General features: G+C 71.7%; 11 protein-coding genes. 2 read left to right on the forward strand and 9 right to left on the reverse strand.

Annotated elements, in window-relative coordinates:
* Positions 1 to 209: 209 nt before the first annotated feature.
* The 3 genes from AD017_RS28920 to AD017_RS28930 form a co-directional block, all read right to left on the reverse strand.
* On the reverse strand, positions 210 to 884 hold the full coding sequence (locus AD017_RS28920; RefSeq protein ID WP_060576785.1) for a response regulator transcription factor: 675 nt from the start codon (positions 882 to 884) through the stop codon (positions 210 to 212).
* On the reverse strand, positions 881 to 2,131 hold the full coding sequence (locus AD017_RS28925) for a sensor histidine kinase (protein WP_060576786.1): 1,251 nt from the start codon (positions 2,129 to 2,131) through the stop codon (positions 881 to 883). The genes AD017_RS28920 and AD017_RS28925 overlap by 4 nt, the downstream gene beginning before the upstream one ends.
* Positions 2,132 to 2,238: 107 nt before the next feature.
* Positions 2,239 to 3,030 carry a CPBP family intramembrane glutamic endopeptidase gene (locus AD017_RS28930; protein ID WP_227012968.1) on the reverse strand — a complete coding sequence of 264 codons (792 nt, stop codon included), beginning with the start codon at positions 3,028 to 3,030 and terminating at the stop codon, positions 2,239 to 2,241.
* A gap of 680 nt (positions 3,031 to 3,710) precedes the next feature.
* Here AD017_RS28930 and AD017_RS35895 point away from each other — a divergent pair.
* Positions 3,711 to 4,073 (forward strand): hypothetical protein, encoded by a 363-nt coding sequence (locus AD017_RS35895; protein WP_060576788.1) that lies wholly within the window; start codon positions 3,711 to 3,713, stop codon positions 4,071 to 4,073.
* A gap of 263 nt (positions 4,074 to 4,336) precedes the next feature.
* A complete protein-coding gene (locus tag AD017_RS34775) occupies positions 4,337 to 5,701 on the forward strand; it encodes a hypothetical protein (RefSeq protein ID WP_145984129.1) in 1,365 nt (454 codons plus the stop codon).
* Between the two features lie 339 nt (positions 5,702 to 6,040).
* Here AD017_RS34775 and AD017_RS28945 read toward each other — a convergent pair whose 3' ends face one another.
* From AD017_RS28945 to AD017_RS28970, 6 genes are all read right to left on the reverse strand, one after another.
* Positions 6,041 to 7,456, reverse strand: a complete 1,416-nt coding sequence (locus tag AD017_RS28945) for an aspartate ammonia-lyase (RefSeq protein WP_060577440.1) — start codon at positions 7,454 to 7,456, stop codon at positions 6,041 to 6,043.
* Positions 7,453 to 8,592, reverse strand: coding sequence for a M20 family metallopeptidase (locus tag AD017_RS28950; protein ID WP_060576790.1), 1,140 nt, complete (start codon positions 8,590 to 8,592; stop codon positions 7,453 to 7,455). Before AD017_RS28950 ends, AD017_RS28945 begins: the two co-directional genes overlap by 4 nt.
* Positions 8,589 to 9,257 carry a DUF1028 domain-containing protein gene (locus AD017_RS28955; protein ID WP_060576791.1) on the reverse strand — a complete coding sequence of 223 codons (669 nt, stop codon included), beginning with the start codon at positions 9,255 to 9,257 and terminating at the stop codon, positions 8,589 to 8,591. Before AD017_RS28955 ends, AD017_RS28950 begins: the two co-directional genes overlap by 4 nt.
* A complete protein-coding gene (locus tag AD017_RS28960) occupies positions 9,254 to 9,676 on the reverse strand; it encodes a RidA family protein (RefSeq protein WP_060576792.1) in 423 nt (140 codons plus the stop codon). The genes AD017_RS28955 and AD017_RS28960 overlap by 4 nt, the downstream gene beginning before the upstream one ends.
* Positions 9,676 to 10,947 (reverse strand): NAD(P)/FAD-dependent oxidoreductase, encoded by a 1,272-nt coding sequence (locus tag AD017_RS28965; RefSeq protein WP_060576793.1) that lies wholly within the window; start codon positions 10,945 to 10,947, stop codon positions 9,676 to 9,678. The genes AD017_RS28960 and AD017_RS28965 overlap by 1 nt, the downstream gene beginning before the upstream one ends.
* A 67-nt stretch (positions 10,948 to 11,014) precedes the next feature.
* A complete protein-coding gene (locus tag AD017_RS28970) occupies positions 11,015 to 12,388 on the reverse strand; it encodes an MFS transporter (RefSeq protein WP_145984130.1) in 1,374 nt (457 codons plus the stop codon).
* Between the last annotated feature and the right edge of the window lie 50 nt (positions 12,389 to 12,438).

Below are 12,438 nucleotides of genomic sequence, written 5' to 3' on the forward strand. Positions count from 1 at the left end.
GCAACTAGCTACGTCGGCGCCCCGGAGACCGGCTCGCCGCCGAGCAGATCCGCCGTTCTGTGCCGGGAGATGTGCCAACCAGGCCACGACCGCGGCGCCCCGCAGGACCCGGCACCCGGAGCAGTACACGGCACCGGGGTTGCGCGAACACCGGATCGGCCGAGGCCGGCCAGCAGACCGCCACCCGCCGGCGGGCACACGCAGCCGGGTCAGCCGCCGGTGCCGGGGACCGCGACGACACCGTTCTGGTAGGCCCAGACGACCGCCTGCAGCCGGGACTGCACCCCGATCTTGGGCAGCATCCGGGCCAGGTGCGACTTCACCGTCGACACCTCGACCACGAGCGCCCCCGCGATGTCCTCGTTCGACATCCCCTGGGCGAGCAGCAGCAGGATGTCGTGCTCGCGAGGGGTGAGTAGCTCCTCGACCCGGCGCCCCGTGACCGGCTGAAGGCTGCGCCGGTGCACGAACTCGCGCAAGATGCGGCGGGTCAACGAGTGGTCGATGGTGCCCCGCCCGGCCGCGACCTGGCGTACCGCGCGCAGGATGTCGTCGGGCTCGGCGTCCTTGAGCAGGAAGCCCGACGCGCCGGCCTCGAGCGCGCCGAACACGTAGTCGTCGAGGTCGAACGTGGTCAGCACCAGCACCGGGACCTGCGGGTCGGCACCGGGCGCGCAGAGCTCGCGGGTGACCTCGATACCGGTGTGCCCAGGCATCCGGATGTCGAGGCAGGCGACATCGGGGCGGAGATCACCCGCCATGGCCAGCGCCCGGGTCCCGTCCTCGGCCACGCCCACGACCTCGATGTCGTCCTCGGTACCCAGCAGGGCCGACAGTCCGGACCGGACCAGGTGCTGGTCGTCGGCGATCAGGACACGGATCATGCTGAGCCTCCGTACGGCGGCGCGGACGTGCCCAGCGTAGACGCGGTTGCAGACCGGGGCCGGTCGGCGACCGGGAGTGTCAGGCGTACCTGCCAGCCACCGTCCGATGTGGGCCCGTGGTCGAGCTCCCCGCCGACCAGCTGCGCCCGCTCGGCCATCCCGACCAGCCCGAAACCTCCCCCACGGTCGGGACCGGGCTCCTGCGGTGGCTCGTTGCGGACGGTGATCGTGACCCGGTCACCGTCCACGACCTCGATCGTGACAGTGCACGCCGCACCCGGCGCGTGCGCGGCGGCGTTGGCGAGTGACTCCTGTGCCATCCGGTAGGCGACGAGTTCCGCGAGGGGTCCCACCCCGGTGCGCCGGCCGGTCCCGACCGGTGGGGTTCGGAGCTCGATCCGAGCTCCGGCGGCCCGCCGGGACCCGACGAGCTCGGCGACGGCGTCGAGAGTCCGTACCGGTCGCGTACCGTCGGCGTCCTCCCGCAGAAGCCCGACCAGCCGGCGCAGGTCCTGGAGCACCGCCTGGCTCTGCTCGCGGATCTGGCGTGCCGCGTGCTTCGCCGCGGCGGGGGCGGAGTCGACCTGCCGCTCCACCGCGGTGGCCATCAGCGCGATGCCGGACATGTGGTGAGCGGCGATGTCGTGCAGCTCCCTCGACATCGAGGTGCGTTCCCGAGACACCGCGGCCTGCACCCAGGCCTCCCGCTCCCGTCGGGCGGCGTCCTCGGTGTCGCGCCGCGCGGCGATCACCAGCCCGACCAGCAGCGGCAGCCCCACGACGACGACCGCCTGCAGCACCGCGCCGACGGCCGCCTCCACGGCGCCCGACCTGCCGGTACCGATGGCGGCGAGGCCATGGCCGATGGCCAGCAGCAGCGCGCAGACAGCCAGGGCGGCCCGCAACGTCAGACGCGGCGGGCGGGCGGCGACGGCGAGCAGTACGCCCGCCATCTGCGCGACGGCGGTCAGGCTGTACGCCACACCCGGCCCCGTCCAGGGCAACACCAGCGGCAGCGCGGTCAGAGCAGGCAGCAGGGCGGTGGGGAACCGCCCGACCCCGACGACCGCCGACGCCTGCAGGACCAGTACGGCCGCGACCGCCCAGGTCGCGCCCGCCTGGGGCAGCGGGCCGAGTGTCGGGTCCGCGGACGCGGCGACCGGCAGCGACGCCAGCAGCCCCAGCGACACCACCCCGGACACGACGGCGGCGACCGGGTGCAGCGGGGCCCTCCGGGACGGGGTCACGACAGCGCTGACAGCGGGGTGCACGGTGGTCCTCTGCGGTGCTCGACGGCCCCCGGGCGGGCGGCCCCGGCCGGGAGGATCTCCCATCCTCCCGCAGAACCCGCCGCTCACGTGCCGGGCGGGTGGTAGCCCAACCGCCCCCGAGTACCGAGCAGAACCAGCGTCGCGGCGACGACCGCTCCACCCGCCATGGCCTGCATGGCCTCATCGGTGCCGATCGTCGGGAACATCTCCGCCCAGATGATCGAGGCGAAGTTGTTGACGCCGACGTGCATCAGCATCGACAGCGGCAGGCTCTCGCCCGTGGCGTTGAACACCCAGCTCATCACGACGTTGAACGCCAGGCAGAACACAAGGAAGGCCACCGGCCGGGTCCAGCTCGCGTCCGGCCACCCACCCCAGTCGGTCAGGAACAACGGCGCGTGCCACACCGCCCACACCGGGCCGAGGATCAGCGTCCCGTTCAGCGGGCCGAAGCGGCGTTGCAGGCGCGGCAGCGCGAAGTCACGCCAACCCGGCTCCTCGGCCAATCCGGTCGTGATCATCTGCAGGAGCAGACCCGGCACGTAGACCGCGACCGCCAACACCGACGGGGCGCTCACCCGGCCGCCGGAGTAGACGAACCCGGTGACCAGCATCGCGGCCGGCACACCGAGCAACGTGATGGCGTACCAGTGCCACCGGACCCGCCAGCGCCACAGCCGCCCCAGCCAGCTACGCAACCCCGCGCGGCCGTCCGCGACGACCGTGACAAACAGCGCCGAAACGATCGGGCCCAGGTACGCACCGGGCAACATCCCGAGGACCTGGCTCGTCCCCAAGATCTCAGGGAACTGGAAGTCCCACCAACCCAACCCGTTCCCGGACAGGACGTAAGGGATCCACGCCACCCAGCTCATGCCCAGGGCGAGGACGAAGAAGGCCGCCAGCGGATGCCGGCGGACCGGTCCGAGGACGCCCCCGGTGGTTCTCACATCATCTGGTGCCGCCCTGCCGGGCGCTACGGAGCGAGGACCGTTCGAGATCGTCATGCAGGGAAGTCTGCGAAGTGGCCGGGCCTCCTTCGAGCGGTGAAGGATCGAAGACCGCCGATGCCATCGAAGGATGTAGACGTGCGCACGGGCAGGTGCGCCCGTGACGTGTTGGTTCGCCGCACCAGCACAGGGCCCCCCGGTCGACCCTGCGAGCGCCAGCCCGGCTGGCTCGATGACCGGCTCGCCGAGGCGAGCACGGGCAACCTTGAGGTCACACAGTCCGGTCCCGATCGGACTCTGGGTTCTCGCCGAGCACGCCTCGCGTCTGGATCAAGCGCAGGACTCTGCTGCGGCGATCACCTCGTCGACTCCAGTCGCAGGTACAAGACCCCTAAGCCGCAGGGCGGTGCGCGACAGTGCCGCTCCGGATCGACGTCGTGTGGGCCCCGCAGCCGCTACCTCACTCCCACCGCACCGGGGCAAGTTTCTGAAAGGCACACCGCGTGTCGCGCTGTCGTCGTTTCTGAAAATCGGTGAGGATGCCCGACATGGCTAGGAGACCCACAGGACGAGGCCGCGGCCGCCCCTCGAAGGGCCCCCGCGCGGTGGTGATCCCCCGGCTCCTCCTCGCCGACGACCAACAGCTCAAAGACCTCGCCACCGCACGCGGCTGGTACCTGTCCGAGACCGCCGCCGGGCTCATCGCCATCGGACTGCGCCGCCGTGTCGAGCTGCCCGACGAACTACCGGCGCGCCTGACCGCTGCCGAGGCCACCGACTTCACCGTTCGGATCCCGGTAGCCGACAACCAGAACGTGCGCGCGATCGCCCAGTACCGCGACCGCAGCATCTCCATCGTGGCCGGCGCCCTCATCGCACTCGGGCTACGCCACCACAGCGAACTGCCGGGCCAGATCCCCGTGCAGTACACGACCCCGCAGGAGGGCTCCCTGACCAAGGCCTCATAAACAGGAACGAGGTGGCCCCCCGGCCAGGGGGCCACCTCGGTTCGTTCCCGCGTCGCCTCGGACCAGCACCCGAGTCGACGCCGTAGCCCCGGCGAACCGGGGCCAATCCCCAACCTGCGTAGAAGGGGCGCTTTCGCGTGTCCAGGGTACCTCCTGGGCCGGAAGCCGACCATGACAGACACGGGGCGATTTCGTCGTGCCCGGATCCGGGCCGCTCGCCAGCAACGGGCACCGGATTCTGCGTGCACTGCTACGCGCACGGCGTGTTCACCTTGGCCTCCGGCCCCTCCGAGTTCTGTGTGCTCCACACCTATCCCTCAACGGAACCCGCCACCACGACCACCAGCGAGACCGTTGGCGGCATCCGCGCCGTCACCGCGCCCCGGCGTACCCCACGCGGACGGGCCGCCCGCGCCCACGGCGCGACCGCCGGCCCCGGCAGGGCCCGGCGAGTGCTCCCTCCGAGCGCGCGGGCGCGGGCACGGGGCCGCGCCCGCGCCCGCATCCGCCACACACACGGCTTCGGCCCGCCTCCCGAGTGGAACCAGATCGTCCGGCCCGAGTGGCGGGTGCTGTCCTCGCAACGTGAGGCGCTCGAGCACGTCGCGCACCTCGTCGACGACGAGGACTGGCGACGAGACAAGCGAGGCAGCTGGTCGGCGATCCTGCACCGCCTGATCTGTCACATGGACTGGGACACCGGCCTGATCAGCGGCCTAACCGTCGACCGTCTCGCGCGCGCCGGCGCCCGCGCTCCCCGCACCGTCAGCCGGGTACTGGCCTGGGCCCGCGAGCGAGGTCTGCTCGTGGTCATCGAACCCGGCGCCGGCGCAGATTTCCTCGGAACCGAGTCCGGCCGTGCCCCGACCTATGCCCTCGTCATCCACGAACCGATGCCTCGCCTCGCCTCGCCCGAACCGGGCCCGGCGGCCTCCGGCGACACCTCGGATGAGTCTGCTGTGGATGGAAGTGGCGACCTCCCCTCTTCTTACGAGACATATCAACCCTTGACCGACGCACAGTGGCCTAACACAGCAACCGTCGCCCACGTCGACACCGAGACCCGGTGGCACCCCGACGACATCGCCGACACCGTCTCGACCCGTCATCAAGCGACCCTGGCGTTGGCGCAGCGCCTCGGCCTCGGCCTCGGCCTCGGAAACCGAACCGGGGTCTCGATCGAGATCTGGCGCCTACGCGCCCTGCTCAGGCCGTGGTGGGACGCCGGTGCCACGGTCGCCGGCGTCGTTCATGCGCTCGAGTACCACCCCGACCGGCCCGGCCATCGGCGTGGCCCGGTCACCAACGGTGCTCGGGATCCGCTGCGGATCCTCGGTGCCCGTCTACGCCCCTGGAGACACCGTCTCCACGAGATCCCCGCCGTGCAGGCCGGTCGGATGCGCCGCTCCGGTGTCGGAGCTCCGACACAACAACCGGCACCCCAGCCCGGCACCACCGAACATGGCCCGCCCTCTGGGGTTACTCCTCGCCCGGCTCCGGCACGCCGCGAGGTTCGCCGGGCCGCCCGGAACACGGTCGACGCGCACCTCCACGCCCTGCGTGACGCCCGCGACCACACCCGTGCCGACACCCGACCCCTTCGACACCGACCGGATCGAAGGCGGTAGCCCGATCAGACATCACTCACCGCAGACGGCGTCGAGGATCATCACCGCCGCGCTCTCGCCAGATCCCCGACGGGAGCGACCGCAGTGTCGGCCCAACACGCCTCCGAACTCCGGTGCGCCGCGTCGGCGCACCCGCGACTCCGCCGGTCGAGCACGGTCGCTCGACCGGCGGTAACCGATGCGAACTCGACCTGTACACGGCGTGGTCCGGCCGGCCGAGGGTGCGTCCCAGAAACTCCCGGGCACGCCGCCGCAGACCCGCCACCTCCTGATGCGCCCGCTACCGCCCCATCATCACCGATCAGCAGGGCCAGCACGGGACCGAGCCCACCGCCACCCTCAGGTCATCGTGCGCCGACCGGTCAGGACGTCCGGGCGAAGCAGCGCGGCGAGCTGGTCCTCGGTCAGCGAGGTCCGCTCGCGGACCAGCTCGAGCGCGGGCCGTCCGGCGCGGTGGGCCTCGGTCGCGATCGCGCAGGCCGTCTCATAGCCGAGCGCCGGGCTCAGTGCGGTCACCAGCCCGGTCGAGCCCGCGACCAGTGCGGCCAGGTGATCACGGTTCGCCCGGATCCCCGACACACAGTGCTCGACCAAGACCGTCAGCCCCGCAGTGAGATGCGCCAGGCCGGCGCTCAGCGCGCGGGCGATGATCGGCTCGAACGGGTTGAGCTGCAGCTGGCCGCCCTCGGCGGCGAGGGTGACCGTCACGTCGTTGCCGATGATCTCGAAGGCGATCTGGTTGACCGTCTCCGGGACGACCGGGTTGACCTTGCCGGGCATGATCGACGAACCGGCCTGGCGGGCCGGCAGCTCGATCTCGCCGAGCCCGGCCTGCGGTCCCGACGACAGCAGCCTCAGGTCGTTGCAGATCTTCGAGACCTTCACCGCGGTGCGCTTGAGGACGCCGGAGAGCTGGACGAACACCCCGACATCTTGGGTGGCCTCGACGAGGTCGGTGGCCGAGACCAGGGTGGGAATCCCGGTGAGCACGCGCAGCTCGTCGAGCGCGGCCTCCCGGTACCCCGGCCGGGTGTTCAGGCCGGTGCCGATCGCCGTCCCGCCGAGGTTGAGCTCGTGCAGCAGCAACCGGGCCTCGGACAGCCGGGCCTCGTCCTCGCCCAGGGTCACCGCGAACGCGCCGAGCTCCTGGCCGAGGGTCATCGGGACCGCGTCCTGCAGCTGGGTCCGCCCCATCTTGAGGACTTCGGCGAACTCGACCGCCTTGTCCTGGAACGCCGTACGGAGCCGTGCGAGCGCCGCCAGCAGCTCCCGCACGTGCGCGTCGAGGGCCAGCTTGACCGTCGTCGGGTAGACGTCATTGGTGCTCTGACCCAGATTGACGTCGTCGAGCGGATGCACGGTCGCGTAGTCCCCCCGCGGCCGGCCCAGCAACTCACACGCCCGGTTCGCGATCACCTCGTTCGCGTTCATGTTCGTCGAGGTGCCCGCACCGCCCTGGATGAGGTCCACGACGAACTGGTCGTGTAGCCGTCCCGAGCGGATCTCGGCGCAGGCGCCCGCGATCGCGCGTCCGACGGAATCGTCGAGTGCACCCACACGCATGTTCGCTGTCGCCGCGGCCTGCTTGACCGCCGCCAGCGCGTCGACCAGGTGCGGCCGCAACGCCAAGGTCTCTCCGCTGATCGGGAAGTTGGCCAGCGCGCGGACCGTGTGCACGCCGTAGTAGACGTCGCCGGGGACGACGACGGTGCCGAGCATGTCGTGCTCGGTCCGTCCGGTCGTGGACGGTGTCATGACCACTCCCCGCCCCGTGCCCGATCCACCCCGGTCCAGGCGAGCGCGAGCGCTCCGTCGAGCAGGGCCCGTTCGGCCTCGCCGCCGACGCAGTGGGCGGCGAACTCGTGCTGGTGGTTGGTCGCCGGGAGCGATCCGATGCCGATGTAGGGGTGGATGGCCGGGACGAGCTGCGACACGTTGCCCATGTCGGTCGAAGCCCGGTTCATCCGGCCGGCGAGGCTGTCCGGGGCGAACTCGCGGCCCAGCTCCAGCGCGTTGGCCCGGTAGTGCTCCAGCGTGGCGGTGTCGGTGCGGAACTCGGCGTAGGGTCGGCTCTCCGCCTCGATTTCCAGCGTGCATCCGGTGGCCAGGGCGCCCGCGGAGAAGCAGCGGGTCACCCGGGGCTCGATCTCGGCCAGCTCGGCGAGTGTCTCGGCGCGCACGTACCAGCGGCCCGACGCGGTCTCGGGGATCGCGTTGGGCGCCGTACCCGCGGACGTCACGATGCCGTGCACACGGGAGCTCGCCGGGAGCTGCTGGCGCAGCAAGCCGATGGCGACCTGGGCGACGGTGAACGCGTCGGCGGCGTTCACACCGTCCTCGGGGTAGGCCGCGGCGTGCGCCGACCGGCCGGTGTAGGAGATCCGCGAGTGGCTGACCGCGAACGGGCGGGCCTCGGCGACGTCGACCGGTCCGGGGTGGACCATCATCGCGAGATCGACGTCGGCGAACGCGCCGCGGTCGAGCAGCTCGATCTTGCCGCCGCCGCCCTCCTCGGCCGGGGTCCCGTAGACAACGACGGTCAGGCCGAGGTCGTCAGCCACCTCCGCCAGCCCGAGTGCGGCGCCGACCGAGGACGCGGCGATCAGGTTGTGTCCGCAGGCGTGGCCGAGCCCGGGCAGAGCGTCGTACTCGGCGCAGAGCGCGATCCGCAGCGGGCCGCAGCCGTAGGTCGCTTGGAACGCAGTCTCCAGACCGAGGTAGGCGGGGGTCACGGTGAACCCGCGCCGGTTCAACAGGCCCGGGACGGTCGCGGCCGCGTGGTGCTCCTCCCAGGCGGTCTCCGGCCGGGCGTGCAGCGTGCGAGAGAGGTCGACCAGCTCGTCGGCGGCCCGTTCGACGGCGGCGCGGACCGCGGTCTTCTCACCCGTCACCGGTCGTCACCCGGAACGCCGTAGGACGGTGCGGCTGCCGGGTCCAGCCCGCGGCGGACGTAATCGTCGCGCTGCGGCAGCCAGATCTCGAGGGTGTCGGCGAGGTGCTCGACCGGATAGTCGGCCCAGTCGACCCGCAGGTCGGTGACCCGCCACTCAACGTCGGCGACGACGGCCAGTCCGGCCGAGTGCACGGGTCCCTCCTCGCCGCCGGCGTCGAGCCCGGCCCGCAGCGCCTCGAGCAGTCGCTGCTCGAGCTCGCCGGTCGCGGCCCCGAACGCGTCCACCATGGCCTGCGGCACGTGGGTCCCGGTCAGCATGTTCCCGGCGGCCACGCAGTCCGCGCCGACGACGGCGGCGTGCATGCCGAGCGTGTGCTTGCCGCTGAACCAGGCAGCCGTGCCGGTCGGCCCGATCGCGGTCAGCTGCCGGTAGTCCAGGTCGGTGGTCTGCGCGCCGACCTCTCTCAGCGCCCGTCCGGCGTCGCCGTGCACGGCCAGCCGGTCGAGGACGAGCCCGCCGAGGCGGGGGTCGGTGATGTTCTGCGAGCCGACGACGCCGACGCTCGGGCGCAGATGCAGGCAACGGGCCGCGACCGCGGGGCTCGACGAGCTGACCGCCATCCCGAACCGGCCGTCGTGGCGGGCTGCGATGGAGAAGGTCACTTGTCGCCCTCCGGGATGACGGCGGTCGCGTCGATCTCGCACAGCCACTCCGGGCGGGCCAGGGCCGAGACGACGACGCCGGTGGAGATCGGGTGGACACCCTTGGTCCAGCGCCCGACCGTCCGGTAGACGGTCTCGCGGTAGCGCGGGTCCACCAGGTAGATGGTCAGCTTGACCAGGTGCTCCATCCGGCTCCCGGACTCGCGCAGCAGCATGTCAATGTTCGCCATGGCCTGCTCGGCCTGCGCTCCGACGTCGCCGATCCCGACGGACTCGCTGGTGTCGAGGTCTTGGCCGATCTGGCCGCGCACGTAGACCGTGTTCCCGGCGACGACGGCCTGGCAGAGGTCGTTGTCGAGGTTCTGCTCGGGGTAGGTGTCGCGGGTGTTGAACGGGCGGATCCGGGTGTGGGTCGGCATCAGGCTGCTCCGGGCGTGGCGACGGCGGGGGCGTGCGCGAGGTAGCCGCGCTGGATGGTGATCTGGTCGGCGAGGTAGGCGGCGTCGTGCCAGACACCCCAGATGAAGCTCGACCCGCGGCGCGACTGCCAGGGCAGGCCGAGGAAGTAGACACCGGGTTCGGTGGAGACACCGCGGACGTGCGCCGGACGTCCGTTGCCGTCGAACGCGTCGACCTGAAGCCAGCCGTAATCCGAGGCGAAGCCGGTAGCCCAGACGATTGAGGTGATCCCGGCCGCGGCGAGGTCGAGCCCGGTCAGCGGGTCGCTCACGCAGGCCGGATCGGGCCCGAACTCCCGCGCCTGCGGCTCCTCGGGCAGGTCGAGGCCGTTACGCTCGACGTGGGCGTCGGCTTCGTCGAGCATCGCCAGGTACGAGGCGTCGCCGCCGGCGATGTTGTCGCCCAGGTCCGGCGCGAACTCCAGCCGGCCGTCGGCGAACGAGCGGGTCATCCCGACCAGCGTGATGCCATCAGCGGTCAGGGACCGGAAGTCCACGGTGCGCCCACCGTGCGCGCCGCTCACCGCGATCGTGACGTGCTCGGCGCCCTGCGGCGGCGCGGCGGCCTCCCACTTGTTCAGGACCCCCAGCCACCAGCAGAAGTCCCGTCCCCGGTAGCTGCGCGGGGGCCGGTCGTGCGGGCCGACCGACAGGTGGACCCCGCGGCCGGAGCGCCGAAGCTCGTCCGCGATCTGCACACCCGACGAGCCGGCCCCGACGACGAGGACGCCGCCGTCGGGGAGTTGACGGGGGTTGCGGTAGTCGCCGGAGTGGATCTGGACCACACCGGCGTCGGCTGGGACGACCGCCGGGACGACCGGCGTCTGGAACGGGCCGGTGGCCGCGACGACATACCGTGCGTCGATCGTCCCGTCGGAAGTCTGTACGTGAAAGCCCGGCCGCCCGGTGTGCCGCCGGACGCCGTACACCTCCACCCCGGTGTGGACCGGGGCGTCGATCTTCTCGGCGTAGGCGACGAAGTAGTCCGCCACCTGCTCCTTCGACGCGAACCCGTCGGGGTGCACGTCGGTGAACTCCAGCCCCGGGAAGCGGTCGTGCCAGGCCGGGCCGTTCGCGACGAGCGAGTCCCAGCGCCCGGTGCGCCAGCGCTCGGCGATCCGGTCGCGCTCCAGGACCAGGTGCGGGATGCCGTGCGCGCCCAGGTGCTCACTCATGGCGACACCGGCCTGGCCCCCGCCGACGACGACCACCTCGGTCTCGAGATGCGACATGTCTTCCTCCGTTCGTTCGATGCGCCGGGGCCGTGACGGGCCGCCGCGTGACCCCCGGGCTCCGGTATCAGGTGAGCTGGGGGGCGGACGCGGACCGACCGGGGGTCAGGTCCTGCGCCTGCAGCAGGGAGCTCCCCGCCGTCTCGCGCATGCTCAGGGCGGCGACCAGGCCGATCACCGCGGCGACCATCAGGTACGGGCCGGGAACCATGAGGCTGCCCGTGGCCGAGATGAGGACGGTCATGAAAAACGGCACCGTACCGGCGAACAGCGCGGCGGTGACGTTGTAGGCGATGGACAACCCGCCCTGGCGGGTACGGGTCGGGAAGATCTCGGCGGACCAGACGGCGTGCGTACCGAGGATCGCGGCGAGCACCACCGACAGCCCGAGCGCCGCGACCACGGTGCCGACCATGCCGGTCTGCATCAGCATGAACGCGGGCGTCGCCACCACCAGCAGCACGGCGGCCGCGGTGACCAGGACGGGCTTGCGCCCGATCCGGTCGGAGAGCCGGCCGAACGCCGGGACCAGGAACAGCCCGAGCAGCGACGCGAACGTCGAAAGCAGTGCGGCGCTCTCGGCGGAGTGGCCCAGATGATCAGTCTGGTAGTTCACCAGGTAGGTCAGCACCGCGTAGAACAGCACGTGCATCATCGTCATGATCCCGGCCGCCTGGATCATCTGCCGCCGGTTGGTGCGGAACAGCTCGCGGACCGGGCTGCGCGACACCGAGTCGGTCGCCTCCAATGCGCGGTACTCGGGGGTGTCCTCGATCTTCGTGCGGATGACGTAGCCGATGACACCCATCGGGGCAGCGATCAGGAACGGGATCCGCCAGCCCCACGCGGTGATCTGCTCGGGCGTCAGCGAGACCGTGAGCAGGTAGAACGCGAAGGATCCGGCGAGGAAGCCGAGCAGCGACCCGATCTCAAGGAAGCTCACGCCGAACCCGCGCCGAGCGCGGGGCGAGTACTCGGCCAGGAAGCTGGCGGCGCTACCGAACTCACCCCCGGCCGCGAAGCCCTGCGCGAGCCGGACCGCGACCAACAGGATCGGGGCGGCGATGCCGATCGTGGCGTAACCGGGTAGCAGGCCGATCGCCAGGGTCGCCAGCGACATCACGATGATGACGATCGAGAGCGTCCGCCGGCGCCCGATGCGGTCGCCGAGCGGCCCGAACACCACCGCACCGAGTGGGCGGATGCCGAACGACACCGCGAAGACGGCAAACACCGACAGCACGCCTGCGACCCGGTTCTCCGCCGGAAAGAACACCGTCGCGATGGTGGTGGCCAGGTAGGCATAGACCGCCCAGTCGAACCAGTGGACGAACACGCCGATGGACCCGGCGGCCACGCTCCGGCGCAGCGAGGCAGGATCGGCCTGGACGACCGCGTCGAGCGCGGCGTCCGCTTCGGAACGTGCGAGGGGATCGGACACGGGACCTCCATCGGTCGTCTGGGACGACAGGTCCACACACCCGGGCGCCC

This window comes from Pseudonocardia sp. EC080619-01 (assembly GCF_001420995.1).
GTDB lineage: Bacteria > Actinomycetota > Actinomycetes > Mycobacteriales > Pseudonocardiaceae > Pseudonocardia.